Annotated in this window: 23 protein-coding genes; 8 read left to right on the forward strand and 15 right to left on the reverse strand. The window is 69.7% G+C overall.

The genetic code is table 11. From position 1 onward, the window contains the following. Positions 1-86: 86 nt before the first annotated feature. The 9 genes from ABN034_RS17395 to ABN034_RS17435 all read right to left on the reverse strand — a co-directional run bounded on the left by ABN034_RS17395 (position 87) and on the right by ABN034_RS17435 (position 11160). Positions 87-485 (reverse strand): cytidine deaminase, encoded by a 399-nt coding sequence (locus ABN034_RS17395; protein ID WP_349327328.1) that lies wholly within the window; start codon positions 483-485, stop codon positions 87-89. Between the two features lie 107 nt (positions 486-592). Continuing rightward, positions 593-1888 (reverse strand): ABC transporter permease, encoded by a 1296-nt coding sequence (locus tag ABN034_RS17400; RefSeq protein WP_349692049.1) that lies wholly within the window; start codon positions 1886-1888, stop codon positions 593-595. A 175-nt stretch (positions 1889-2063) separates the two neighbouring features. After that, positions 2064-3200 carry an ABC transporter permease gene (locus tag ABN034_RS17405; protein WP_349692050.1) on the reverse strand — a complete coding sequence of 379 codons (1137 nt, stop codon included), beginning with the start codon at positions 3198-3200 and terminating at the stop codon, positions 2064-2066. Beyond that, complete coding sequence (locus ABN034_RS17410; RefSeq protein WP_349692051.1) at positions 3197-4759, reverse strand: ABC transporter ATP-binding protein; 1563 nt, start codon at positions 4757-4759, stop codon at positions 3197-3199. The genes ABN034_RS17405 and ABN034_RS17410 overlap by 4 nt, the downstream gene beginning before the upstream one ends. An 80-nt stretch (positions 4760-4839) precedes the next feature. Next, on the reverse strand, positions 4840-5970 hold the full coding sequence (locus ABN034_RS17415) for a BMP family lipoprotein (RefSeq protein ID WP_349692052.1): 1131 nt from the start codon (positions 5968-5970) through the stop codon (positions 4840-4842). 228 nt (positions 5971-6198) lie between these two features. Continuing rightward, the gene (locus ABN034_RS17420) at positions 6199-7449 is read right to left on the reverse strand and encodes an amidohydrolase (protein WP_349692053.1); all 1251 of its coding nucleotides are present in this window, start codon (positions 7447-7449) and stop codon (positions 6199-6201) included. Between the two features lie 343 nt (positions 7450-7792). Further along, positions 7793-8362: a hypothetical protein gene (locus ABN034_RS17425; RefSeq protein WP_349692054.1), complete on the reverse strand. Its 570-nt coding sequence runs from the start codon at positions 8360-8362 to the stop codon at positions 7793-7795. Further along, positions 8359-8526 carry a hypothetical protein gene (locus ABN034_RS17430; protein WP_349692055.1) on the reverse strand — a complete coding sequence of 56 codons (168 nt, stop codon included), beginning with the start codon at positions 8524-8526 and terminating at the stop codon, positions 8359-8361. The genes ABN034_RS17425 and ABN034_RS17430 overlap by 4 nt, the downstream gene beginning before the upstream one ends. Before the next feature lie 1017 nt (positions 8527-9543). Continuing rightward, positions 9544-11160, reverse strand: coding sequence for an acyl-CoA mutase large subunit family protein (locus tag ABN034_RS17435; RefSeq protein WP_349692056.1), 1617 nt, complete (start codon positions 11158-11160; stop codon positions 9544-9546). Positions 11161-11381: 221 nt separating this feature from the next. Between ABN034_RS17435 and ABN034_RS17440 the strand changes: the two genes are divergently transcribed. From ABN034_RS17440 to ABN034_RS17450, 3 genes are read left to right on the forward strand one after another with little or no spacing between them, the layout of a single operon-like run. Beyond that, a complete protein-coding gene (locus ABN034_RS17440; RefSeq protein ID WP_349692057.1) occupies positions 11382-12518 on the forward strand; it encodes a glycosyltransferase family 4 protein in 1137 nt (378 codons plus the stop codon). A 46-nt stretch (positions 12519-12564) separates the two neighbouring features. Further along, positions 12565-13773, forward strand: a complete 1209-nt coding sequence (locus tag ABN034_RS17445; protein ID WP_349692058.1) for a glycosyltransferase — start codon at positions 12565-12567, stop codon at positions 13771-13773. Positions 13774-13776: 3 nt separating this feature from the next. Beyond that, positions 13777-14004, forward strand: coding sequence for an SCO4848 family membrane protein (locus tag ABN034_RS17450; RefSeq protein WP_349326905.1), 228 nt, complete (start codon positions 13777-13779; stop codon positions 14002-14004). A 9-nt stretch (positions 14005-14013) separates the two neighbouring features. Here the strand turns inward: ABN034_RS17450 and ABN034_RS17455 are convergent, their stop codons facing one another. Next, positions 14014-15024, reverse strand: coding sequence for a serine/threonine dehydratase (locus ABN034_RS17455; protein WP_349692059.1), 1011 nt, complete (start codon positions 15022-15024; stop codon positions 14014-14016). A gap of 30 nt (positions 15025-15054) precedes the next feature. Between ABN034_RS17455 and ABN034_RS17460 the strand changes: the two genes are divergently transcribed. Next, positions 15055-16401, forward strand: coding sequence for a D-alanyl-D-alanine carboxypeptidase family protein (locus ABN034_RS17460; protein WP_349692060.1), 1347 nt, complete (start codon positions 15055-15057; stop codon positions 16399-16401). Between the two features lie 308 nt (positions 16402-16709). On the opposite strand, the gene ABN034_RS17465 is transcribed toward ABN034_RS17460, so the two are convergent. From ABN034_RS17465 to ABN034_RS17485, 5 genes are read right to left on the reverse strand one after another with little or no spacing between them, the layout of a single operon-like run. After that, a complete protein-coding gene (locus ABN034_RS17465) occupies positions 16710-17663 on the reverse strand; it encodes a YihY/virulence factor BrkB family protein (RefSeq protein ID WP_349692061.1) in 954 nt (317 codons plus the stop codon). Positions 17664-17672: 9 nt separating this feature from the next. Further along, positions 17673-18221 (reverse strand): 2'-5' RNA ligase family protein, encoded by a 549-nt coding sequence (locus tag ABN034_RS17470; RefSeq protein ID WP_349692062.1) that lies wholly within the window; start codon positions 18219-18221, stop codon positions 17673-17675. A 10-nt stretch (positions 18222-18231) separates the two neighbouring features. Then, positions 18232-19239, reverse strand: a complete 1008-nt coding sequence (gene trpS / locus ABN034_RS17475; RefSeq protein WP_349692063.1) for a tryptophan--tRNA ligase — start codon at positions 19237-19239, stop codon at positions 18232-18234. A 52-nt stretch (positions 19240-19291) separates the two neighbouring features. Next, positions 19292-19540 carry a hypothetical protein gene (locus ABN034_RS17480; RefSeq protein ID WP_349692064.1) on the reverse strand — a complete coding sequence of 83 codons (249 nt, stop codon included), beginning with the start codon at positions 19538-19540 and terminating at the stop codon, positions 19292-19294. Positions 19541-19589: 49 nt separating this feature from the next. Continuing rightward, positions 19590-20930, reverse strand: a complete 1341-nt coding sequence (locus tag ABN034_RS17485; protein WP_349692065.1) for a hemolysin family protein — start codon at positions 20928-20930, stop codon at positions 19590-19592. 299 nt (positions 20931-21229) lie between these two features. On the opposite strand from ABN034_RS17485, the gene galT reads away from it, so the two are divergent. From galT to ABN034_RS17505, 4 genes are read left to right on the forward strand one after another with little or no spacing between them, the layout of a single operon-like run. Continuing rightward, the gene (galT, locus tag ABN034_RS17490; protein WP_349692066.1) at positions 21230-22417 is read left to right on the forward strand and encodes a galactose-1-phosphate uridylyltransferase; all 1188 of its coding nucleotides are present in this window, start codon (positions 21230-21232) and stop codon (positions 22415-22417) included. Continuing rightward, positions 22414-23514 (forward strand): UDP-glucose 4-epimerase GalE, encoded by a 1101-nt coding sequence (gene galE / locus ABN034_RS17495; RefSeq protein WP_349692067.1) that lies wholly within the window; start codon positions 22414-22416, stop codon positions 23512-23514. The genes galT and galE overlap by 4 nt, the downstream gene beginning before the upstream one ends. Beyond that, a complete protein-coding gene (gene galK, locus ABN034_RS17500) occupies positions 23511-24665 on the forward strand; it encodes a galactokinase (RefSeq protein ID WP_349692068.1) in 1155 nt (384 codons plus the stop codon). The genes galE and galK overlap by 4 nt, the downstream gene beginning before the upstream one ends. 11 nt (positions 24666-24676) lie before the next feature. After that, positions 24677-25708 (forward strand): formylglycine-generating enzyme family protein, encoded by a 1032-nt coding sequence (locus ABN034_RS17505; RefSeq protein WP_502879058.1) that lies wholly within the window; start codon positions 24677-24679, stop codon positions 25706-25708. The last annotated feature ends 106 nt before the right edge of the window (positions 25709-25814 follow it).

Raw genomic sequence — 25814 nt, forward strand, 5'->3', positions numbered from 1 at the left:
CGGGCGCGCAGCCGGGTCGGAACGTTCCGGGCGCGCAGCCGGGTCGGATCGTCCGTGCACATTTCGTCGGACTCGCCCCGTCGGACTCACCCCCGGTCCGACCTCAGATCGTCCGGGCCGAAGGCTTCGGGAAGCAGCTCGCGCAGCGGTCTTACGCCGTTCGCTGAATCGACCTGCAGTTCGGGTCCGCCGTGCTCCCACAACAGCTGCCGGCAGCGACCGCATGGCATCAGGAGGCCACCGTCTCCGTCGCAACAGGTGAACGCCACCAGCCGGCCACCACCCGTCGCATGCAGCGTGGAGACCAGTCCGCACTCGGCGCACAGGGTCATGCCGTAGGAGGCGTTCTCGACGTTGCAGCCGACCACGATCCGGCCGCTGTCGGTGAGCGCGGCCGCCCCGACGGGAAAGCGGGAGTACGGCGCATAGGCTCGGGCCATCGCGTCCCGCGCCGCCGAGCGCAGCGCCGCCCAGTCCACGTCCACATCCACGTCGTTCGTCCGCCTGCCTTCTCGTCACGATGCACGCCAATTCCCAACGAGGCACGGCAGATTTACCGCGCATCATTCGGGAATGATCACATATACGTAGATCATTTCACGTACGGCTCACCGTCGGCCTTTGGTGCGCGTACCCGGCCGACGAGTCCGGCGACCGCGATGATGGTCGCGAGGTACGGCGCCATGATCAGCAGCTCCCCAGGGATCGGGGTCTCGATGATCTGCAGCTGGTTCTGCAGCTGCTGGGTGAAGCCGAAGAACAGCGCGGCGACCGTCGCGCCGAGAGGATGCCAGCGGCCCATGATGAGAGCCGCCAGGGCGATGAAGCCCTGTCCGGCCGTGAGGTCCTTGTCGAAGCTGCCGGTGAACCCGACGGTGAAGAACGCACCACCCATTCCGGCCGCGATCCCGCCCGCGAGGACGGCCTGGTAACGCATCCGCAGGACGCTGATGCCCACGGTGTCCGCCGCGCGCGGATGTTCGCCGACCGCGCGGACCCGCAGACCCCAACGGGTCTTGAAGAGGACGAAGGTCACGATCGCCACCGCGGCGTACATCGCGTACACCAGCAGCGTCTGGTGGAAGAACGTGTCGCCGATGACGGGGATGTCGGCCAGCAGCGGGATGCGGACGGCCGGCAGGACGCCCGGGTTGTTGAACCGGTCGCCGTTGCCCTCGGCTACCTGGTCGAACAGGAACCCGGTGATGCCGGAGGCGAACACCACGAGAACGACGCCGAGCACCACCTGGTTGACGCGGTAGCGGATCGCGAACACCGCGAGCATCGCCGCGATCAGCACCCCCGCCACCACAGCCGCAGCGACCCCGGCCAGCAGGCTCCCGGTCACGGTGGCAAGCACCGCAGCCGCGAACGCACCCGCCAGGAACTGTCCCTCGATCGCGACGTTGATGACACCGGCCCGCTCGCACAGCACGCCGGCCAGCGCGCCCAGGATCAGCGGGGTCGCGACGTTCAGCGTGCCCTGGAGCTGGTTGGTCAACGGGAACGTCTTGCCGGCGGCGGCCCAGCACAGGAACGTCACCACGAACGCGAGGCCGAACCCGGCCCACAGCAGGCCTGCCCAGCGCCGGGGAAGGCCGCGAAAGAGATGAACGAGCGCGACCACCACGGCGTAGGCCGCGAGCGTCACCGCGACAGGCAACGCGGGGAGCCCGAGGTTGGGCAGCGGCCGCTCGGAGAACTGGCTCGACAACGTGAACGTCACCGTCGCCGGCGAGGCGGAGACCGCGAGGACGGCGCCGACGGCCGCGAGCACCAGCATCAGGATGCCGGTACGGATCCGTTGCCGGCGCTCGTCCGGCGACTCGATGGCCATGGCGGGAGTAGGCGGCGGCGCAACCGTGGTGGAGGGTGCGGCCTGGCTCATGCGGTTCCCCTTTCGCATGACCGCTGCGGTGCCTCATTCCGGCACACCTCGTACCTCGCCGTACCTCCGCGGGGGCTCCTCACGCTCATGCTCTTCCCCTTTTTGCATGACCGCTGCGGTGCCTCGCTCCGGCACACCTCGTACCTCGCCGTACCTCCGCGGGGGCTCCTCACGCTCATGCGGTCCACCCCTTCGCGAGAACGGTGCCGGTGCCCCGGGCGCGGATCCGGAACACGGCCCTGACGAGGGCGGGTGCCGCGATGAACAGCACGATGGTGGCCTGGAGCACCGTCGTGAGGGTCAGCGGTGTCTGGGTCTGCAGCTGCATCTGCAACCCGCCCGCGTTCAACGCACCGAAGACGAGGCCGGCGACGACCGTGCCGGCCGGTGAGGCCCGGCCGAGCAGCGCCACGGTGATGGAGTCGAAGCCGATCGATCCGGCGATCCCGTCCGTCAGGGGGTAGTCGGTGCCGAGCACCTGCTGGGCACCCGCCAGCCCCGCCAGCGCGCCGGCAACGAGCATCGCGACGGTGTAGGCGCGGTCGACGCTCATGCCGGCCGTGCGGGCGGCGTCCGGGTTGGCGCCGACGGCACGGAGCTCGAAGCCGGTCGTCGACCGGGCCAGCAGCCACCACACCACGGCGGCCGCGGCGAGGGCGACGACGAAGCCCAGATGCAACCGGGTGCCCGCCCAGTGCGGGAACTGCGCCGCCATGGCGACGACCGGACTGATCGGGTCGTTGCGCCCAGGTCGCTGCAGGGCGTCGGTCGTCAGCAACCATTGCAGGAGATAGAGCGCGACGTAGTTGAGCATGATCGTGAGGATGACTTCGTGGGCGCCGGTACGGGCCTTGAGCAGGCCGACCACACCGCCCCACAGCGCACCGCCCGCGATGCCGGCGATCACCGCTACGCACAGGTGCAGCACCACCGGAAGGTCCACCGCGAAGCCCACCCACCCCGCGCACAACGCACCGGCGATGAGCTGTCCCTGCGCCCCGATGTTGAACAGCCCTGCCCTGAACGCGAGCGAGACGCCGAGACCGGCACAGATCAGCGGCGTCGCCTGCACGAGCGTCTCGGTGAGCGGCCGCCATCCGCCGACCGCACCGAAGAACAGCGCGGAGTAGGCATCGGCGACGGCGGTCCACGACGCGGCGAGGGCGTCCGGTGGGTACGCGAGGAAGTATCCCCACGTCGCCAGTACCTCCGCGTTGCTGACGATGACGAGAACCGCGCCGACGAGCAGGGCCAGCACGACGGCTGCCACGCTCACGGCCACCTCACGTAGCGGCAGCGCTGCCGGCCTCATGACGCGTCCTCCAGTGAGCCGAGCACGGTCGGGTGCTCCTCCGCCTCGGTGGCCGCCGCCTCCGGTGGTACGCCCGCCATCATCAGCCCCAGCTGGTCCCAGGGAGTGTCGGGACCGACGATGCCGACGATCCGGCCGCGGTACATCACCGCGACCCGGTCGGCGAGGGCGACGATCTCCTCCAACTCGGTCGACACGATGAGGATGGCCGTCCCCTGGTCGCGTTCGCGCACGATCCGTTGGTGGACGAACTCGATGGAACCGACGTCGAGGCCCCTCGTCGGCTGCGCGGCGATCAGGAGCTCCAAAGGTCGTGACAGCGCCCGGGCGAGGACGACCTTCTGCTGGTTTCCACCGGAGAGCGCGCTCACCGCGGTCTCCGCGGATTCGGTGCGTACGTCGAACTCCTCGATGCGGAGGGCGGCATTCGCGCGGACCTCGGCGAGCGAAAGCCTGCCCTGCTTGGCGAACGGAGCTCGCCGGAACAGGTCGAGGACGAGGTTCTCCGCCACCGAGAACGTACCGACGAATCCGTCATGGGCCCGGTCCTCGGGGATGTAGCCGATGCCCGCTTCCAGGCGGTCGCCCGGGCTGGCACCGGTGAGCTCGCGACCGGCCAGCTCGATCGAGCCACCGGCGATGCTCGTCAGGCCGACCAGCGCCTCGACGAGTTCGGTCTGGCCGTTGCCCTGGACGCCTGCGATACCGAGGATCTCGCCTCCGTTGACCTCGAACGACACGTCGTCCACGGCAAGGCAGGCCTGCGCGTCGACCACCTGGAGGTTCTCGACGCGCAGCTTGGGACCTGCCGGCGTCGCGTCCGCCTTGTCAACGGTGAGCTGCACCGGGCGACCGACCATCAGCTCGGCGAGCTCGCCCTCGGTCGCGTCGGTGTCGACCGTCTCGACGACCCTGCCGCGCCGGATCACGGTGATCCGGTCCGCGATCGCCCTGACCTCCTTGAGCTTGTGGGTGATGAAGACGATGGAGGTGCCGCCCTGCTTCAGCGCCCGCATCACCTCGATGAGTTCGTCGATCTCGCGAGGGGTGAGCACTGCGGTCGGCTCGTCGAGGATGAGGACTTTGGCGTTGTTGGCAAGGGCTTTGAGGATCTCGACACGTTGCTGCACCCCGACCGGGATGTCCTCGACCATCGCCTGGGGATCGACCTCGAGCCCGTACCGCTGCGAAAGATCGCGGACCTGCTCGCTGGCAGCGGCCGGGTCCAGCATGCCGAGCCCGCGGGTGGGTTCGCGCCCGAGCATGATGTTCTCGGCGACGGTGAAGACCGGAACGAGCATGAAGTGCTGGTGCACCATGCCGATGCCCGCGGCGATCGCCTCGCGCGGCGAGGTGCAGACGAGCGGTTCACCGTCGACGACGATGCTTCCCTCGTCGGGTTGCAGCAGGCCGTAGAGCATGTTGACCAGCGTGCTCTTGCCGGCACCGTTTTCGCCAAGCAGGCAATGGATCTCGCCCGGCTCGACAATGAGGTCGATGTGGTCACACGCGACGAGGGAGCCGAAACGCTTGGTCAGCCCGCGCAACTCGAGCTTCATGGCACGCTCCCGCTCCTCCGCCGTCGTGTGTCGTACCGCGAAATACCTGGGATCTCCGGGGAACCGCTGTCCCTTGGCCGTTACTGCGCCTGCGGGACCGCCTTGGACTCGATGGGGATCGTCCCGTCGATGATCTGCTGCTCGATCTCCTCGATCTCGGCCTTGAGCTCGGCGGGGATCTTGCTGTCCCACTCGTGGTACGGCGACAGTCCGGTGCCCTTGTTCTCCAGGGTTCCGACGTAGGGCGTGTTGTCGAACTTGTCTTCGTACGTCGTCGTGATGACGTTCTTGACCGCCACGTCCATGCCCTTGTAGACGCTGGTGAGGAGCACACTGCAGTATTCGGCCGCGCTCTTGCAGCCGTCGGTGTCGACCCAGATCGCGTTGACCTTGCCGCCGGAGGCCTTCGCGGCCTGCAGACCACCGAGTCCAGCCGGACCGGCCACCGGGAAGATGATGTCGGCGCCCTGGCTGATCAGGTTCGTGGCGGTGTTCCGGCCCATCCCCTTGTTCTCGAAGTCGTTGGTGAAAAGGCCCTTCTGGGTCTTGTCGTTCCAGCCGAGCAGTTGGACGTCCTTGCCCTTCTGCTCGTTGTAGTACGCCACGCCCTCGGAGAAACCGTCCATGAAGATGGTGACCGTCGGAATCGGCAGTCCGCCGAACGTGCCGACCTTGCCGGTCTGCGACATCCCGGCCGCGAGATAGCCGGCGAGGAAGCTCGACTGTGCCGTGTCGAAGAGCAGCGACTTGACGTTGGTGGGCGCCTTGTCGAGCTTGACCTCCTCGAGGTCGACGGCGTTGATGTCGAAGTCGACGATGCCGAACTTCACGTCGGGGTTCTCCGCCGCTGCGATCGCGGTCTGGTTGCCGAGCTTGAAGCCGACGGTGATGATCGCGTTGCACTTGGCATTGACCATGCCGGAGATGTTCTCCGGGTAGTCGCCGTCAGAGTCGGACTCCGCTGTCGACTCTGCGATGCCGTACTCGCTCACCGCGTCCTGCAATCCCTTGTAGGACGTCTGGTTGAAGGACTTGTCGTCGAACCCGCCGGAGTCCGAAACCATGCAGGCGCGGAAGTCCTTGGCGTCCGCGGCCGGTTTCTCGCCGCCCGAGCCCTCCGATTCGTTGCTCTCGGTTGGCCTGCTCCCACAGGCGGTGACGACAAGCGCCAGAACGCCTAAGACAGCAAGACCCCTGAGGTACTTCGTCAAGAGACACCCCTTCTCGCCTGACCATTCGGGTGGATGCCCTGCCACGTCGCGTGCCGCTCTCGACGGCACTCGGGCACTGCGCTTCGGTGACTATAGGCCGCGTGGGCGTCCACGGAAGACCCGCCGGGGCGGTTGATGCCACGTGAAACCTTCCCGTGACATTTGGCGTAGGAAAAAGGGTGCCGGAGGCACCATCCGCTACCGTCGCAGAGCGCGCGGCTGGCGACCTCAGAGAAGCTCGGGACGGACGGGCGCGTCGAGGCCGTCCGTCGCGGCGAGCAGTGCCGTCGCCACGAGGAGACGCACGCCGACGGCGATGGCGTGCTCGTCCACGTCGAAGGTCCCCTGGTGGAGGTCGAACTGCCCGTCGCTGCCCGGAGCGCGGACGCCGAGCCGCGCCATCGCGCCCGCGATCTTCGTGAGGTACCAGGCGTAGTCCTCGCCACCGAGGCTCTGGTCCGTCGGCGCGATCGCACTGCGGCCGAGCGTCGACTCGGCCGCGTCCTGAATGATGGCGACCGAGAGCGGGTCGTTGACGACCGGAGGTACTCCACGGTGCACCTCGGCCTGGACACTGACGCCGAACGGAGCGACGATCTCCCGCGCGAGAGCGGGGACGAGTTCGGCCGCGGAGGCCCACACCTTGGCGTCGAGGCAACGGAGAGTCCCCTCTGCCTCGCCCTCCATCGGGATGGCGTTGGCGGCCGCGCCGGCGTGGACGCGACCCCAGACAAGGGTCAGGCCCGCCCTTGGATCCACCCGACGGGACAGGGCAGCGGGCATCTGGCTCACCAGGGTGGCGAGCGCATGTACGAGATCGGCGGTGAGATGCGGCCGCGCGGTGTGCCCGCCGGGGCCGGTCAGCCGTACGTGTACACGGTCGGCGGCCGAGGTCAGCGAGCCGGTGCGCAACCCGACCTTGCCGACATCGAGGCGCGGATCGCAGTGCACGGCGAAGATCTGGTCGACTCCGTCCAGGCCGCCCGCCGCGATGACGTCGAGTGCCCCGCCGGGAATGATCTCCTCGGCGGGCTGGAAGAGCAGGCGTACGCCGTGATGGAGCATCCCGGCCTGTGCGAGCTCGGCGAGGACGAGGCCGGCGCCCAGCACGATCGTGGTGTGGACGTCGTGGCCGCAGGCGTGGCAGACACCGGCCCTCGTCGAGCGGTACGGCACGGTCTTCTCGTCGGCGACCCGGAGCGCGTCGAGGTCGGAGCGGAGGGCGATCCTGCCCAGGCCAGGTGGGGGCTTGCCGATGTCGCAGTACAGGCCGGTGCCGATGGGGAGCCGGGTGGGTGAGAGACCCGCGCTGGCGAGCCGATCGACGAGTACCGTCGTGGTGCGAAACTCCTCGCGACTCGGCTCCGGATGGGCATGCAGGTCGCGCCGGAACAGGATCAGCTCGTCGGCGTAGGTCTTGGCGAGCCGGTCGACTTCGGCGGCGATTTCCTCCTCGAGGGGCACCTTTCGATTGTCCACCCCATCCTTTTTGTGACGCACGCCACCCCCGTTTCACGCTGCGTAGGCCCCTTCAAGCATCCCGCACATGTCACTGTCGCCACGCCCCCTTTCCCGTGATCATGATCGTGATCATGAAGATCCTCGCGACATATAGCCCTGTTTCCCTTCATGGCCCGGTTTCGCTTCATGATCTCGGCCGGGGCGTCGGAACGAGAGTCGGCGAGAAGTGGTGGTTCCGCGGCGAGCCAGACCCACGGCCTACAAAGCTCCGCCGCGGCGTGATCGCAGCAGTACGGACTCAAGTCCGGGCGAGCTCACCGACCGCGCTGGCTCACGCCGCGAGCTCACCGACCGCGCTGGCTCACGCAGCGAGCTCACCGACTGCGCAGAAGGGGCCGCACGGTCGCGGGCGGCCCTGCCAGCCGTTCACCTTCAGGACCTCGGCCACCTGCCAGGCGACGTGGCAGCTCCTCGTCGTCGTGTCCGTCCATCCGTACCGCAAGGTGACGCGACCGCGAACACTCGTGTCGTTGTCCCGCTGGTAGTCGCGGAACCGCACTTCTTCGGTATGGCCTGTCAGCCCGTCTAGCTCGACGACTGTCCGAAAGTCCTCGTACTCCACGTCGCTCCGTCGACTCTGCTGGCCGAACCGGCGGCGACGCTGCCGACGACCCGGAGGCAGTCCGTGGGCACGCTCCACCCTCTGGGCGTAGGCGATCTCGAGGGGCGACTCGGCCCCCGTCGACACGTCGACGAGCAGGCGCTGCACCTCGCTCCGCCAGCGGATCTTCTTCCGAGCGTCCAACGCGATCCCGAGCCTCTCAGGTGTCGTGCGTCGGCGCTGGCAGGCGCGGATCACCCACTTCTCGGCGTCCTCCGGACGCTCGGCCTGATCCACCAGGTCGAGGACGGTCTCGTCGACGTTCGTCACCGGTGGCTTCGGTGGGGATGCCGGGTCGCGTCGAGTCGGTACGAGTAGTGGATTCGTACGCCTACCAGGCTTCTCACCCGGCGATCCACGCCGATCGTCACGTGAACACCGTGCCCCGGCTGGTCGACGAGGACCCACAGCTCTGCCGCGGTCTCATGACTCACGGTCGCCCCTGCGCCGGCGTACAACAGGGCGGCCCAGACTTGCGCAGAGCGTGTCAGCGGGCCAGTGAAGGTGGCGTATACCCGTGGAAGCACGCGCTGCCAGCGCCCTGCTCTCACGTTGCTACGCACGAGGCCCCGGGAAGGCCCGCGTGGGTGAGCTGCTGGCGGGTGAGGACGCCCTCCTGCGCCGCGATGGTCTCGCGGAGGCTTCGCGGTATCCGGTGTTCAGCCATGGTTCGAGCATGGACGGCCCTACGCAGTCAGGTGGCTGCCCGGGACCAGGCTGTGGACGACTGGGCCGATTTCGCACCTGTGGACAGTTTCTGGCGCACGGCACCCAATGGACCGCCACACCCGGCGGCACCCCGCGGCGGCGGCACCCGGCGACGCCATCCCGCGGCACCAAACCCTGAGGCGCCATCCCGCGGCGGCGGCACCCGGCGACGCCATCCCGCGGCGGCGGCACCCGGCGACGCCATCCCGCGGCACCAAACCCGGCGGCACCAGCCCCTGCGACGCCATCTCGCGGCACCAACCACGGGACGGCGGCACCCGGCGGCACCAACCCCTGCGGCGCCATCCCGCACCAAACCCGGCGGCGGCACACGCCCGGAGGGACCCATCCATACGACCTCGCCCCACCGCCGCAGGACCGACGTCGGTCCCGCGCTACCTGCCACGGCGACCCCAACTGGCCGAACCATGAAGCGAAACCGGACCATGAAGGCCGAAGGGGCTATAGCTCCGCAGGGCCTTCATGATCACGATCATGATCACGGGAAGGACGGTGACCATGATGGCCGCACACGTGCAGCCAGCCGAATTCGGCACGAGTACCCGCCCCGGCCCGGATCCCACTCGAATCTGGTACGGATCCCCGCCCACGCCCGAATCCCCGCCCACGCCCGAATCCCCGCCCACGCCCGAATCCCCGCCCACGCCCGAATCCCCGCCCACGCCCGAATCCCGCCCACACCCGGGATCCCACCCTGACGCCGCCCGGATACCCGCGAGGGGTCAGAGGGCGTCGGCGGGGTGGTAGACGCCCCACACGGAGCGGAGGGCGTCGCAGACCTCGCCGACTGTGGCGCGGGCGGCGAGGGCATCCTTCATCGGATAGAGCACGTTGTCGGCGCCGGCCGCCGCCTCTCGCAACGCCGCCAGTGCGCGATCGACCTCGGCGCCGGAGCGGTCCGCGCGCAGCTTCGCCAACCGGTCCCGCTGGGCCTCCTCGATCGCCGGGTCGACCCGCAGCGGCTGGTACGCCTCGTCGTCGGGCGTCACGAACCGGTTGACCCCGACGACGACGCGTTCCCCGTCGTCGATCTGCCGGGCGATCCGGTAGGCCGCGTGCTCGATCTCGGCCTTCTGGAAGCCCTTCTCGATCGCCGCCACCGCACCCCCGAGGTCGGAGACCTGCTCCATGAGCGCGACCGCCTCGTCCTCCACAGCGTCGGTCAACGACTCCACGGCGTACGACCCTGCGAAGGGGTCGACGGTCTTCGTCACGTCGGTTTCGTACGCCAACACCTGCTGGGTACGCACCGCCAACCGCGCCGCCTTCTCACTCGGCAACGCGATCGCCTCGTCGTAGGCGTTCGTGTGCAGCGACTGCGTGCCCCCCAGCACCGCGGCCAGTCCCTGCAGCGCCACCCGGACCAGGTTGACCTCCGGCTGCTGCGCGGTCAGCTGCACCCCGGCAGTCTGGGTGTGGAACCGCAGCATCATCGACTTCGGGTTCGCGGCCCCGAACTCCTCCCGCATCACCCGCGCCCAGATCCTCCGCGCCGCGCGGAACTTCGCCACCTCCTCCAGCAACGTCGTCCGCGCCACGAAGAAGAACGACAACCGCGGCGCGAAGTCGTCCACGGCAAGCCCCGCCGCGACCGCCGCCCGGACGTACTCGATCCCGTTCGCCAACGTGAACGCGATCTCCTGAGCCGGCGTCGCCCCCGCCTCTGCCATGTGGTAGCCCGAGATCGAGATCGTGTTGAACCGCGCAAGCTCCGCTTGACAGTACGCAAAAATGTCAGACACCAACCGCAGCGACGGTTTGGGCGGGTAGATGTAGGTGCCCCGCGCGATGTACTCCTTCAGCACGTCGTTCTGGATCGTGCCGCTCAGCCGGCCGGGCGCGACACCGTGCTCCTCCCCCACCAACTGGTAGAGCAGCAGCAACACCGCGGCCGGCGCGTTGATCGTCATCGACGTCGAGACCTGATCCAGCGGGATCCCGTCGAAGAGCAACCGCATGTCGTCGATCGAGTCGATGGCCACGCCGACCTTGCCGACCTCACCGTGCGCGACCGGCGCGTCCGAGTCGTACCCCATCTGCGTCGGCAGGTCGAACGCCACCGACAGTCCCGCGTTGCCGGCCTCGATCAGGTGGTGGTAGCGCCGGTTCGACTCCGCCGCCGTCCCGAACCCCGCGTACTGCCGCATCGTCCACGGCCGACCCGTGTACATCGACGCGTACACACCGCGGGTGTACGGATACCGTCCAGGTTCGCCGATCTTGTCCGCCGGATCCCAGCCGGCGAGATCTGACGGTCCGTAGACGGCACGGAACGGAAGTCCCGACTCGGTCACTCTGGGAGGCGTCGGGACCGCCTCCGGCTCGGAACGATCAGTCATCCGGCGTCCTCCGGCGTGTGTGCCTCGGCGGCCCCAGGAGGCGGTACGCCTCCAGTGGGCGGAGCCCAGCGGCAATTGTGTCTCAGCGTCATCCTGCCGACACGGATGCCGCCAGCGTACGGCGCCACAAGCGTCCAGGTCAGAAGGGCTCATAGACTCGACCCGGATCGGCAATACGATCAGTCCCGCCCGTTTACCTGCAACCACGAACGTGGGGAGTCGTGCGAGTCGCCGTCATCGCAGAGTCCTTCTTGCCCCAGGTCAACGGTGTCGCCAACTCGGTGCGACACCTGGTGGACCATCTCGTCGAGCGGGGGCACCAGGCACTCATCGTCGCACCAGGCCCAGGTGAGGACGCTCATGGTCCCACCCCCGTCGTCCGGGTGCGCAGCCTGCCGCTGCCGATGTACCCCGACTTCCCGCTCGGGCTTCCCGACGCGGGGTTACGCAAGGCGGTGACCGAGTTCGCACCGGACGTCATCCACCTCGCGTCGCCGCTGATGCTCGGCATGTCAGCGCTGCGTACGGCGGAGAAGTTCGCCATCCCGACCGTCGCCATCTACCAGACCGACGTGGTGGGCTTCGCCCAGCAGTACGGCTTCGTCGGGGTCGAGCGCGCGCTGTGGGCGTGGATGCGGCGGAGCTACGCCCGTGCCGGCCGGACGCTCGCGCCGTCCCGGGCGGCACTGGCACAGCTCGCCGAGATCAAGGTGCCGCGCCTGCACTGCTGGCCGCGCGGTGTCGATCTGCGGAGGTTCCACCCCTCCCGCCGGGACCCGGGCCTTCGCCACCGCCTCGCGCCGGGCGGCGAGGTCCTCGTCGGCTACGTCGGACGCGTGGCAACCGAGAAGCGGGTCCACCTGCTCCGGCACATCGCGGGGCTGCCCGGTGTCCGGCTCGTCGTCGTCGGTGACGGACCTGCCATCGACGAGGTACGCGAGCAGGCACCCGGCGCGGCGTTCCTCGGTATGCAGGGCGGCCTCGACCTGGCCCGGGCCATCGCCTCCCTCGACGTCTTCGTCCACACCGGAGCGCACGAGACGTTCTGCCAGGCGGCCCAGGAGGCACTCGCCAGCGGCGTACCCGTCGTGGCCCCGGCCGCTGGCGGCCTGCTCGATCTCGTCGTTCCGGGGCGTACGGGCCTGCTGTATCCGCCGGTCGAGTCCGACGCGGCGGTGCAGGCGTTCCAGGATGCGGTACTCGAGCTGGCCCACGACGAGCCGCTGCGGCAGGAGATGGGCGAGGCCGCCCGGATGTCGGTGCGCGAGCGCAGTTGGGAGCGCATCCTCGACGAGCTGATCGAGGTGCACTACCGCGCGGTCCTCCGCCGGCCGGCGACACCGACGCTCGCTGCCTGAGTCGCCGCCATACGCACGACCAGCCGCCCGTGACCGGAGGACATCGATGCACATCGCCCAGCTGGCGAACTTCTACGGCCCCTCGTCCGGCGGTCTGCGTACCGCCATCGACGCGCTCGGTCGTGGGTACGTCGAGGCTGGGCACCGCCGGTCCCTGCTGGTTCCCGGGCCTCACGACGCGTGGGAGGAGACCGAGCACGGCCTGGTCGTGACGTTCCGCGCCCCACTCCTGCCCGGTACGTCCTACCGCATGGTCCCCGAGACCTGGCGGATCCGCGACGTACTCGACCGGCTGCGCCCCACCAACGTCGAGGTGTCGGACAAGCTCACGATGACGACCGCCGCGAGCTGGGCGCGGCGGCACGGCGGCGGCAGTGTCCTACTCTCCCACGAGCGCCTCGACACCCACCTCAGTCCGCGGATCGGGTGGCGGCCCGGCCTGGTCGCGGGCGTCAACCTCCTCAACCGGTCGTTGCTGCGGCGGTTCGACCAGGTGGTGGTCACGTCGGCCTTCGCGGCGCGGGAGTTCGAGCGGGTCGCGGTGCGGCCGGTACGCCAGGTCGCGCTTGGCGTGGACCTCACGACGTTCCATCCGGACCGCGTTTCGCCCGCTGCCACCCGTGCCAACGCTGCCCACGCCGCCAACGCTGCCGCCGCTGCCGCCGCTGCCGCAGGCGCCGACCGCGATGGCGAGGTCCCGCGTCTCATCCACGCCGGCCGGTTGTCGCAGGAGAAGCGGCCCGACCTCGCCGTCGCGACCGCGGTCGAGCTGCACCGGCAGCGGTTCGCGTTCCGGCTCGACGTCTTCGGTGACGGACCGGACCGCGCGGCCCTGCAGGACCTCGCCGGCGACGCACCGGTCGTGTTCCATCCGTACGTCGGTGACCGGCTCGCGCTGGCCGCCGAACTCGCCGTCGCGGACGTGTCGCTGTCGGTCTGCCCGTTCGAGACGTTCGGGCTGGCGATCCTCGAGGCGCTCGCCTGCGGTACGCCGGTCGTGACGGCGGACACCGGTGGTGGCCGGGAGCTCGTCACGCTGGCCTCGGGTGCCTGGGCGAAACCAGATCCGCGGGCACTCGCGGCCGCGGTGACCGGTGTGCTGGCGCGCGACCGCGACGCCCGCCGAAAGGCCGCGCGCGAGCAGGCGGAGTGCTATCCGTGGAGCGCGTCCGTATCCGCCATGCTCGAGGTCCACGCCGCCACCGGCCGCAGGGCACGCGTGCGTACGAGTGCCCGCGCACGTACGCATACTTGACGGGTGCGCATCACCAGAAGGATCGCCGCGTTCCTGCTCGTCGTCGCCGCGTGGAATGTCGTGACCTATGCCGTGTTCATCCGTAACCTCGCCGCGACCGAGGGCCGGCCGACCGGGTTCTACGTCGCGCACACGGTTCTCATCGTGGTCAATCTTGCGATCGCCGTGGTGCTCGCCATCCTTGGCTGGAGGGCTTGGCGAGCTGAGCGACGCCGGGACCCGGCGAGCTGAGCGGGCGCGTCACGCCTCGGACGTCGCGTCCGGTATCTCGAGTGTGTTGCCGCCGGAGACGACGACCACGACGGTCGTACCGGCGGCGGGGCGCACCGCACCGCAGAACAGGCTCGCGAACGCGGTCGCACCACCAGGCTCGGCCAGGATCCGGCAACGCTCCCACAGGAACTCCCGCGCCGCCACGATCGCGTCGTCCGGGACAAGTGGCGGAGTGATGCTTCTGCTCGCGGCAACCTCGTAAGCGATCCGGCCCGCGGTCGCGGCACCCATGCTGTCGGCCGCCACCCCACCCACCTCGCCCTGGACGGGTCCGCCGGCTGCCAGTGCCGCGTGGAGGGTGCGGCACCGTTCGGGCTCGACGGGGAGCACCGTCGGGCCGCCATCGAGGGCGAGAGCCACACCGGCGAAGAGTCCTCCGCCACCGCACGACACCAGCACCTGGTCGGCGTCCAGGACCTGGTCGGCGAGTTCGAGACCGAGCGAGCCCTGCCCGGCGACCACTTCGGAAGCGTCGTACGCATGAACCTCGGTGACCTGTCGGTCGGCCGCCCACTCCCGGCTCGCGGCCAGGGCGTCGGGGTAGTACCCGTCCACGACGACGACGACGGTGGCGCCGTAGGCCGCGATCCGGCGCGCCTTCACCGGAGGGGACGTCGCGGGGACGAAGACCTGCGCGGGTACGCCTGCCCGGCTCGCTGCCCATGCCACTGCCGCACCGTGGTTGCCGCCGGACGCGGCCACGACACCGCCGACGGGGACCGACCGGGTGAGCAACGTGTTGAGAGCGCCACGGGCCTTGAACGAACCGGTGTGCTGCAGAAGTTCGAGCTTGAGGACGACCCGCGCTTTTGTGCCAAGGTCGCCGCCGTCGATCTCCATGACCGGCGTACGCCTGACATGCGGCGCCAACCGGGCGGCGGCAGCGCGAAGATCATCACGACTTGGTGACACTACGAAGTCAGGCGCTCTCATATTGCTCCCAGGATTGCGGAATGATCGGGTCGACACAAACGGCATCTGAACTGGGCGTACTACTCTGACGGCACCATGACTCGGGACTTCCGTACTCGTTGTCGTCGTGCCACGCGCACCGCCGCCGTGGCCGTCCTCGCCACCCTGATCTCGCTCAGCGTGGTCACGCTACCCGCGACCGCCCAGCCGGTCGTACCCCTCGCCCCCGGCACTCCCACAGCCAAGCCCAGCGCGAGTCCCGACGCGACGGAGTCGCCCGCGCCCGGCGGCCGCGAGGGAAGCCCGTTCCAGGGCCCCGTCGGTGGTGAGTCTCTCGCCGAGCTCGACAAGGTGATCGTCGATCCCGGCGCGGCAAAGGAACCGCCCGACGTCGACGTCAAGTCCTACGTCGTCGCCGACATCGACACCGGCGAGATCCTCGCGGCCAAGAACCCCCACCTGCGGCTGCCCCCCGCGAGCACACTCAAGACACTCACCGCACTCACCCTGCTGCCCAGGTTGGACAAACGCGCCCGCTACACCGCTGTCCGCGCCGACGCGGACATGGAGGGCAGCAAGGTCGGTCTGGAAGCCGACCGCATCTACACGATCGACCAGCTCTTCTACGGCCTCTTCCTTCCGTCGGGCAATGACGCCGCCAACGCGCTCGCCAACGCCAGCGGCGGCATGGATACCGCACTCGGGCTGATGATGGACGAAGCTGCCCGGCTCGGCGCGTACGACACCCACGTGGTCAACACCAGCGGGCTCGACGAACCAGGTCAGGTGTCGTCGGCCTATGACCTCGCGCTCTTCGCGCGGGCCGGCCTGGAGCGGCCGGACTTCCGCAAGTACGCATCGACCCTGCGCTACGACTTCCCCGGACGGAACGGCAAGACGTTCCAGATCCAGAACCTCAACGACCTGATGACGGAGTACCCAGGCGCCATCGGCGTCAAGAACGGCTACACGACCAAGGCGCACCACACGCTGATCGGCGCCGCCGAGCGGCAGGGCCGGCGCCTCGTCGTGTCGTTGATGCGTACCGACAGCCCGTCATGGGAGAAGGCAGCGGACCTACTCGACTGGGGCTACTCCGTTGCCGGCGACATCACCCCCGTCGGCACCCTCGTCACCGCCAAGGACGTCACCCAGGCGGTCGAGGCCCAGACGGCGGCGCTGACCCCCACGGCCGGACCCAACACCGCCCCGGCAGAGGCACCCGCGGCCGGGGCCGACGGGGCAACCGGAGCACCGACCGTCGGTGCGGCGCCACCGGTCGACACCACGGTGGCGGTGCTTCCACGAGCGCTGCAACGCCTGCCGCTGTGGATCTGGGCGGCCGGGGCGCTGTTCATCGTGCTGGCCAGCATGCGGGTCTACGGCTACGTCCGTTCCCGACGCCAGTCCGACGCCCGGACCCGCGCCGTCGCCCGCGGCTAGCTGGCCACCCGACACCGCCCGCGGCAGGCAGACCACCCGACACCGCCCGCGGCAGGCAGACCACCCGACACCGCCCACGGCTAGCAGGCCACCCGACACCGCCCGCGGCAGGCAGACCACCCGACACCGCCCGCGGCAGGCAGACCACCCGACGCCGCCCGCGGCAGGCAGGCCACCCGACACCGCCCGCGGTAAGCAGACCACCTGACGGCGTGGCTCCCGCGACGGCGTGGCCGCGCGTGGGGTCCCATGATCATGAAAAGATGTCGCGTATATACGCCGCAAACCCTTCATGATCACGATCATGATCACGGGGTGGTGGTGGGGTCGCCGGGGGCGGAGGTGGGCCCCTCGGGGGTTCGCTCGTCCGGAGGCTGCTCGTCGCGAGTGGTGACGGCCCAGGCGGCGCCGAGGACCGCCAGCCGGGAGAAGTAGTTGATCCACACCAGTAGCGCGACCATGATCGCGAAGGCGCCGTACAACGGGTTCCTCGTCACGAATCCGATCACGATGCTCGCCAGCTGCTTGAGCACCTCGAACCCGACGGCTGCCAGCAACGCGCCCCCCAGGATCGCCCGGTCGGACACGTCGTGCCGGGGCAGCACCCGGTAGATCACGAAGAAGAGCAGGACGCTCGCCGCAACCCCGACCAGCAGCGCGCCCACCCACAGCAGCGCGCCCGCTCCGGGCACGCCGCGGAGTCCCAGCAGGTCGAGGATGATCTCGGTGAACCCCGTCACCGCCGTGCCCACACCGACCGATGTGACCAGCACGATGCCGACGACCACGAGCACCAGGAGGTCGTAGGCCTTGCCCTTGACCAGTCCACGCTTGCGTTCCGGCGCGGACTCGAACACCGCCTGCAGGGACGTACGCAGCGCCGAGACCCAGCCGAGCCCCGAATAGAGGAGGACAAGGAGCCCGATCACGCCGACATTCGCCTTCTGGCGGGCGATCGCCTGGACGTCGATCTGGTTCGGTGCGTTCCCGATCATGCCGGGGAACGTCTGCACCAGTCCCGACGTCACCGCCTGCTCCACGCCCGGGATGAAGGCGACCCCGAAACCGACCGCGGCGAAGCACAAGGCGACCAGCGGGAAGAACGACAGGAACGCGAAGTACGTGACGGCGGCCGCCAGCTGGGTACCCATCACCGCCGAGTAGTGCTCGACCGCCCGCACGAGATGGTCGAGCAGGCCGGAGCGCGCCCGGGCCCGCTCAAGGACCGCCCGCAGCCGGTCCTTGATCCGCTCCAGGTTCACGTCCTATCGCTACCCGGGATCGGGCGGTGGATGCGGACCGGGAAGGGGCCCGCCGAGAGCGAAGTCCCGCTGCGGCCGCCACACCGAGTCGGCGCCGTGTTCGAAGAGGCTGAACGCCTCCACGGTGAAGGCGCATTCGTAGAGGTCGAGTGCTTCGTACGCCTTCGTCAGCATGTGGTCGGGCAGGTCGTGGGCGATGGTGACGTGCGGGTGGTACGGAAAAGCGAGCTCCCGCGTGAGTGGCCCGCTGCGAATACCGGTGGCGAGGCGTTCGCACGACGAGATGCCCTCGGCCACGGCGACGAACACCACCGGCGAGACGGGACGGAAGGTGCCGGTGCCGTGCAGTCGCATGTCGTACGGACGGCCCGACTCCGCCACCGCAAGAAGGTGCCGTTCGATCGCCGGCATCTCCTCGTCGACGAGCCGCGTCGGCGGGAGCAACGTGACGTGGGTGGGGATCGCCTCGGCCAGTGGATCACCGAGAGCCGCTCGCCAGCGCTGAAGTTCGCCGCCGTACGGCTCCGGGATCGCGATGGCGACGCCGATCGTGCGCACGCGCGACCACCTATCGTTTCGAGGGTACGAATCCGATGCGCTCGTACACGGTGCGCAGGGTGTCCACCGCCGTGTCCCGGGCGCGGTCGGCGCCGCGGGCGAGGATGCCGTCGAGGGTCTCACGGTCTTCGAGAAGTGCCATCGTGCGCTCCCGCAAGGGTGTCACGAACTCCGCGACCGCATCGGCGACGTCCCGCTTGAAGTCGCCGTAACCCTTGCCGGCGTACGCCTCCTCCAACTCGGGGACGGGCCGGCCGGTCAGGGCCGAGAGGATGCTGAGCAGGTTCGACACGCCCGGCTTCTCGTTCTCGTCGAAGCGGACCTCGCGGCCGGAGTCGGTGACCGCGCTGCGGATGCGCTTGGCCGACACCGCCGGATCGTCGAGCAGTTCGATGATGCCGCCGGGCGCGGACGCCGATTTGCTCATCTTGGCCCTGGGGTCCTGCAGGTCGTAGATCTTCGCCGTCTCGGCGAGGATGAACGGCTCCGGCACGACGAACGTCTCGCCGAAGCGGGCGTTGAAGCGTTGTGCCACGTCGCGGGTGAGCTCGAGGTGCTGACGCTGGTCCTCGCCGACCGGAACGGCGTTGGTGCGGTGGAGCAGGATGTCGGCGGCCATGAGGACCGGGTAGGTGAAGAGGCCCACCGTTGCGCTCTCCGCGCCGCCGCGAGCCGTCTTGTCCTTGAACTGTGTCATCCGGCTGGCCTCGCCGAAGCCGGTGAGGCACCCCAGGACCCAGGCGAGCTGGGCGTGCTCGGCGACGTGGCTCTGGACGAAGAGCGTGCACCGCTCCGGGTCGAGACCAGCGGCCACGAGCTGGGCCACCGAACGCAGCGTGCGCTCCTTCAGCAGAGCCGGGTCATGGCCCATCGTGATCGCGTGCAGGTCGACCACGCAGTACAGCGCGTCGGAGGTGTCCTGCATCGCCACCCACTGCCGGACGGCGCCGAGATAGTTGCCGAGGTGGAACGAGTCAGCGGTGGGCTGGATGCCCGAGAACACGCGCGGTCGCGACATGCCCAAGATTGTGCCAGGGCTCGATACGCCGTCGATCCGCGAGTCCACCCGGTCAACCCGAACCGGCCCTGTCCTCGGCCGCCACCCGGGCCAGCGACCCGGCCGCCACCTGAGCCAGCGGCGCGGCCGCCACCTGGGCCAGCGGCGCGGCCGCCACCTGGGCCAGCGACCCGGCCTCCGCCCTGGGCCCCGACCCGGCCTGCGCCCGGGGCCGGCAAATGACCACGCTGCCCATGCCGGTGGTCGCGAAACAGGTGCCGACGCCTTGTCCGGGTACCAGAGGCCTGCTCAGCGTGGTCATTTGCGGGCTCGGCGGGCGGCACGCGCGGCGGGACTCCTGCCGGCTGACGTCACTCGGCGGGCGGCGCCGCTGCGGCGGGGCGGGAGGCAGCCGGCTCGGGCGCGGCGTCCGGCGGGCGCGGGCTGAACCGCAACCGGGCAACCCGGCGGCCGTCGAGTTCGATCACCGTGAACAGGTGCCCCTCGAACTCCACCTGCTCCCCCACCGACGGCAGATGTCCCAGCCGGGCGATGACGAACCCGGCCACCGTCTCGTACGGGCCGTCCGGAACGCTGATCCCGGTCTCGTCGGTGAAGTCGTCGAGCCCCAGTCGACCCTCGACCTCGACATCGCCGGAGACCAGCCGGCGTGACGAGGCCTCGGCCACCGTGTCGTACTCGTCCCGGATGTCGCCGATGAGCTCCTCGACCAGGTCCTCGAGGGTGACGATGCCGGCCGTCCCGCCGTACTCGTCGAGCACGATCGCGAGGTGCTGGCTGGTCGAACGCATCTCCGACAGCGCCGTCAGCAGCCGCTTCGTGCCGGGCAGCAGCAGCACCTCCCGCGCCAGGTCGCCCACCCGCACCGAGCGGGTGGCGACCTCGGGGTTCAGCAGGTCGCGGACGTGGACGAAGCCCACCACGTCGTCGGCGTCACCCCGCATGACCGGGTAGCGCGAGTGCGGCCGGTCGCTGACCATCTTGACGGTCTTGTAGACGGGGATGTCGGCGTCGAGGAAGTCGACCTCGGTCCGCGGCAGCATCACCTCGCGCAACTGCCGGCTACCGGCGGCGAACACCTCGTCGACGATCGCCCGCTCCTCCTCACCGAGGGTCTCGTGGGCGGAGACGAGCTCGCGCAACTCTTCGTCGGACATCTGCTCGCGGCCGACGTTCGGGTCACCACCAAGCAGGCGTACGACGACGTTGGTGGACTTGGACAGGAACCAGATGATCGGCCGGCACAGGCGCGCCACTCGGTGGATGAACGGGCCGAGCGCCATCGAGAACGTTTCGGCGTTCTGCAGAGCCAGGCGCTTGGCAGCCAGCTCGCCGAGGACGATCGAGACGTACGACACGGCCACGGTGATCAGGACCAGCGCCACCGGCTCCGAGGCGCCACCTGGCACCCCGATCCGTCGGAGCACCGGCGCCAGGTCCGAGGACAGGTTCGCGCCCGCGAATGCCGAGGCGAGGAAGCCCGACAGCGTGACACCGATCTGGACCGAGGACAGGAACAGGTTCGGGTCCCGGGTCAGCTGCGCCACCCGCTCGCCGCGCCGACCGCGTTGGGCCAGAGTCTTGACCTGACCTTCCCGGAGGGACACGAGCGCCATCTCGGCCGCGGCGAAAACACCGCCGATGAGGACGAAGATCAGCGCGAGTCCGATGTTGGCCAGGACGCCGTTCATGTGCTGGTCACCGCCTGCTCAGTGGCGCAGGCTGCCGGTATGGGAGCCGGGACCGCTGGTCTTCGCCATGGCCCAAGAGTATGAGGCGCCGCACGGCGCACGGTAACGAACCCTTCTGGGAGTGGCCCGGCAGGATGGGATCTCGTGGAGCTTCTAAGGTTTGTCCGACGTATGCGGGACCGGATCGGTTTCGTCGCGCAGAGCCGCGCGGATTCGTCGGGGAGATTCGTCGTACGCGATGTCGCGCGAGGGTCGCGAGGACCTCGCGCCTCGGACCGGTGGGGAGATTTCGGGCAGGCATGAAGAAAACGACCACCCGGCTGGCTGACGGACGCGAGCTGATCTACTTCGACGAGACCGACGGCGCGGACCGGTCGGCCCTCGACCTGCGGGACCTTCCGGAGCGTGCCGGCGGATCGGAGCTTCGCTACGACGCGGTCCTCGACGAGTGGGTCGCGGTCGCCGCGCACCGGCAGGGCCGGACCTTCCTGCCGCCGGCTGACCAGTGCCCGCTGTGCCCGTCGCGCCCGGGACGGCTGACGGAGATCCCGGCGAGCGACTACGACGTGGCCGTGTTCGAGAACCGGTTTCCGTCGTTCGGCCTCCTGGATCCCCCCGACGCGGTGATCAGCGCGGCGGCCGGTGCGGGCGGCGGCGTGCCCGAGGTGGACTCCGAGACGCCCGACCCCTTCGCGCGCCGGCCGGGTGTGGGTCGGTGCGAGGTGGTCTGCTTCACCGCGGAGCACGGCACGGGGTTCGGTTCGTTGACGCCGACACGCGTGCGGACGGTCATGGAGGCCTGGGCCGACCGCACCGCCGAGCTGAAAGCCATGCCGGGCGTCGAGCAGGTGTTCTGCTTCGAGAACCGCGGCGAGGAGATCGGCGTCACGCTGCACCATCCGCACGGGCAGATCTATGCCTATCCCTTCGTCACGCCGAGGACGCGGCGGATGCTGGCATCGGCCCGGGCGTACGCCGCCCGGACGTCGGGGAATCTCTTCGACGACCTGCTGGCCGCCGAACGTGCCGAGGGGATACGGGTCGTCGCCGAGACCGACCACTGGACGGCGTTCGTGCCGGCGGCCGCACGCTGGCCCGTCGAGGTGCAGCTCCATCCGCGTCGCCGGGTGCCCGACCTGCCCGCGCTCACCGATGCCGAACGCGACGACTTCGGGCCGCTCTACCTGCAGTTGCTGCGTGCGCTGGACGGCTACTTCGGGGTCCGGGGTCGTCCCCGGGAAAGCACTGTCGGGGACCAGCACCACCAGGAAGGCACTGCCGAAGACCCTCTGCCCTATATCGCCGCCTGGCACCAGGCGCCGACGCGGGCCGGCCGTGATCTCATGTCCCTTCACCTGCAGGTGTTCTCGATCCGCCGCGCGCCGAACAAGCTGAAGTACCTCGCCGGTTCGGAGTCGGCGATGGGTGTCTGGATCAACGACGTACGACCTGAAGACATCGCCACTCGGCTGCGGGAGTCGCTGTGAAGTTGCTCGTCACCGGAGGCGCGGGCTACATCGGCGGGATCGTCACCGCGTTGCTGCTCGAGGCCGGCCACGACGTGACCGTGCTCGACGACTGCTCGACCGGTCATGCCGACGCGGTACCGGCCGGCGCGAGTTTCGTGCAAGGTGGAGTTGACAGTGCCGGTGACGTGCTCGATCCGTCGTACGACGGGGTCCTGCATTTCGCCGCCAAGTCTCTCGTCGCGGAGTCCGTGCGGCGCCCGGATCGCTACTGGCGGGGCAATGTCGGTGGTTCGTTGGCGCTGCTCGACGCGATGCGCGCACACGGCGTTCGACGGATCGTGTTCTCCTCGACGGCGGCCACCTATGGCGAGCCGGCGACGATGCCGATCACCGAGGACACCCCACCGGTGCCGACGAATCCCTACGGTGCTTCGAAGTTGGCCGTCGACCGGATGCTCGAAGGTGAGGCCCGTGCCTACGACCTGGCCGCGGTGAGCCTCCGTTACTTCAACGTCGCGGGGGCCTATGGCCAGCTCGGTGAGCGACACGACCCCGAGACGCACCTGATCCCGAACCTTCTCGCGGTGGCGGCCGGCGAGGTCGAGCAGGCGAAGGTCTTCGGCACGGACTACCCGACCCGCGACGGAACCGCCGTCCGTGACTATCTCCATGTGGTCGATCTCGCCGACGCCCACCTGCGGGCCCTCGACGCCGCGGCGCCCGGCCGACACCTGGTGTGCAACCTGGGCACGGGCGCGGGTTCGACGGTGCAGGAAGTGCTTGACGCCGTACGCCGGGTCACCGGGCGGCCGGTCCCGGTCACCGATAACCCACGCCGGCCAGGTGATCCGCCCGCCCTGGTGGCGTCGAACGAGCGGGCGAGGAGCGAGCTCGGGTGGTCCCCGCAACGCGACCTTGACACGATGGTGACCGACGCGTGGGCCTTCCGGCTGGGACAGTCGGAAGCGGCAGGCGGAAGTGCGGCGGCAGGCGGAAGTGCGGCGGCAGGCGGAAGTGCGGCGGCAGGCGGAAGTGCGGCGGCAGGCGGAAGTGCGGCGGCAGGCGGAAGTGCGGCGGCAGGCGGAAGTGCGGCGGCGGGAGGGAGTGCACGGTGAACCTGCGCGAGAGGTTCGAGGAGACGTTCGGACACGCGCCCGACGGTGCGTGGGTGGCTCCCGGTCGGGTCAACCTGATCGGTGAGCACACCGACTACAACGACGGCTTCGTCCTGCCGTTGGCATTGCCACACAGTGTCGTGGCGACCGTGGCGAAACGCGACGACGGCCTGCTCCGCCTGGCATCCCAGCAGGCCGATGGCCGGGTCGAGACCCCCGTCGACGGGTTGGCGCCGGGCAAGGTCGACGGCTGGGCGGCCTATGTCGCCGGTGTGGTGTGGGCGCTGCGGGACGCGGGCTACGACGTCGCGGGCATGGACATCCTGGTCGACGGTGATGTCCCGCTCGGCGCCGGTCTGTCGTCGTCGGCGGCCCTGGAATGCGCGACCGCACTCGCGGCCGTCGACCTGCACGATCTCGCGGTCGAACGCGCGGCGCTCGCGAGGATCGCGCAGCACGCCGAGAACGCGTTCGTCGGCGTACCGTGCGGCATCATGGACCAGTCGGCGGCGCTGCTCTGCACCCGCGACCACGTGTTGTTCCTCGACAGCCGGTCACTCGACACCGCACAGGTGCCGTTCTCCCTTGCCGCCGAAGGCCTTGCCCTGTTGGTGATCGACACCCGCGCACCGCACCGGTTGGTCGACGGGGAGTACGCCCTCCGCCGGCGTACGTGCGAGGAGGCTGCCGCGACACTGGGCCTGTCCGCGCTGCGCGACCTCGACGACCCCTCCCGTGACGGCACCGCACTCGACGAGGCGTTGGAACGCCTGCCGGATGAGGTCGTACGTCGCCGGGTACGCCACGTGGTCACCGAGAACGACCGGGTACGCCAGACCGTCGAGCGCCTGCGCACCTCGTCCGCGCGCGAGATCGGCCCACTGCTCACCGCGTCGCACGCCTCGCTGCGGGACGACTACGAGGTGACGGTGCCCGAACTCGACACCGCCGTCGAGGCCGCACTCGACGCGGGAGCGCTCGGCGCGCGGATGACTGGCGGCGGCTTCGGCGGCTGCGTCATCGCGCTGGTGGAAGCCGACGCGGCGGAGGCCGTCGCCCAGCGGGTGGCGACGGCGTTCTCCGCGGCCGGGTTCACAACGCCCGCGTGGTTCGTCGCGGAGCCGTCACCCGGCGCCCGCCGGCTGTCCTGAAGGCTGTCCACATGTCGGCCTGCTGCGCCCCCTCCTCCGGCGACGCACACGGAGAGTCCCCCATCGGTCGCGACCACTCTGCCGCGACGGCCGCGACCACCGCGACGCCTGCGACGGCCACCGGTCCGGTCGAGTTGCCCTTCGCTGTGCCAGCGCGCGACCCGCGCGACATCGCCCGCGGGATGGTACAAATCCCGGCCGGTACGTTCGCCATGGGCGGCGACGACCCCGACGCGTTTCCCGACGACGGCGAAGGCCCGGTGCGCAGCGTCCGACTCTCGTCGTACCTCCTCGACGCGACCGCCGTCACCAACCGGCAGTTCGCGGCGTTCGTCAAGGCCACCGGCTATGTGACGGAGGCGGAGAAGTTCGGTTGGTCGTTCGTCTTCCATCTCTTCGTCGGTGCCGAGGGGCGCAGGCATGTCATGGACGCGTCGGTGCCTGGTGCTTCGTGGTGGCTCGCCGTCGAGGGTGCGAGTTGGCGGACACCCGAGGGCCCTGGCAGCGACGTCGCGCGGCGGCCGCAGCACCCGGTGGTCCACGTGTCCTGGCTCGATGCGTACGCCTATGCCCGCTGGGCCGGCAAGCGCCTGCCGACCGAAGCGGAGTGGGAATGTGCCGCGCGCGGTGACCTCCCGCGAGCGAGGTACGCGTGGGGCGACGACCTCACCCCGCGCGGGCGGCACCGCTGCAACATCTGGCAGGGCAACTTCCCACGGGTGGACACCGCCGACGACGGTTTCTCCGGGACCGCACCGGTGAAGTCGTACGCACCGAACGGGTTCGGCCTCTACGAGGTGGCTGGCAACGTGTGGGAATGGTGCGCCGACTGGTGGAGCACCGACTGGCATGCCGTCGAGGCGCCTGCGACGCGGATGGACCCCGTCGGGCCGGGCTCCGGTGACGCGCGGGTCATGCGCGGCGGCAGCTACCTGTGCCATGCGTCGTACTGCAACCGCTACCGCGTCGCCGCCCGGACGAAGAACACCCCGGACAGCTCCGCCGGCAACCTCGGCTTCCGCTGCGCCGCCGAGCCCCTCTGAGCATGGCGTCGCCTCGGATTCCATGATCATGAGGGAGAAACCGGCCACTCGGCGAGGCGAGAGTGCCCGATTTCTCTCTCATGATCATGGAAGAGTGCTGGCAGCC

This window comes from Actinopolymorpha sp. B11F2 (genome assembly GCF_040195635.1).
Taxonomy (GTDB): domain Bacteria; phylum Actinomycetota; class Actinomycetes; order Propionibacteriales; family Actinopolymorphaceae; genus Thermasporomyces.

Coding starts and splice junctions, on each gene's coding strand:
- ABN034_RS17485 (WP_349692065.1), bottom strand. CDS start 20,930: ATGAACGGCGTCCTGGCCAACATCGGACTCGCGCTGATCTTCGTCCTC.
- galT (WP_349692066.1), top strand. CDS start 21,230: ATGAAGAAAACGACCACCCGGCTGGCTGACGGACGCGAGCTGATCTAC.
- ABN034_RS17445 (WP_349692058.1), top strand. CDS start 12,565: ATGCACATCGCCCAGCTGGCGAACTTCTACGGCCCCTCGTCCGGCGGT.
- ABN034_RS17460 (WP_349692060.1), top strand. CDS start 15,055: ATGACTCGGGACTTCCGTACTCGTTGTCGTCGTGCCACGCGCACCGCC.
- ABN034_RS17405 (WP_349692050.1), bottom strand. CDS start 3,200: ATGAGGCCGGCAGCGCTGCCGCTACGTGAGGTGGCCGTGAGCGTGGCA.
- ABN034_RS17505 (WP_502879058.1), top strand. CDS start 24,677: ATGTCGGCCTGCTGCGCCCCCTCCTCCGGCGACGCACACGGAGAGTCC.
- ABN034_RS17410 (WP_349692051.1), bottom strand. CDS start 4,759: ATGAAGCTCGAGTTGCGCGGGCTGACCAAGCGTTTCGGCTCCCTCGTC.
- ABN034_RS17400 (WP_349692049.1), bottom strand. CDS start 1,888: ATGAGCCAGGCCGCACCCTCCACCACGGTTGCGCCGCCGCCTACTCCC.
- ABN034_RS17455 (WP_349692059.1), bottom strand. CDS start 15,024: ATGCCGTTTGTGTCGACCCGATCATTCCGCAATCCTGGGAGCAATATG.
- ABN034_RS17480 (WP_349692064.1), bottom strand. CDS start 19,540: ATGACCACGCTGAGCAGGCCTCTGGTACCCGGACAAGGCGTCGGCACC.
- trpS (WP_349692063.1), bottom strand. CDS start 19,239: ATGTCGCGACCGCGCGTGTTCTCGGGCATCCAGCCCACCGCTGACTCG.
- ABN034_RS17435 (WP_349692056.1), bottom strand. CDS start 11,160: ATGACTGATCGTTCCGAGCCGGAGGCGGTCCCGACGCCTCCCAGAGTG.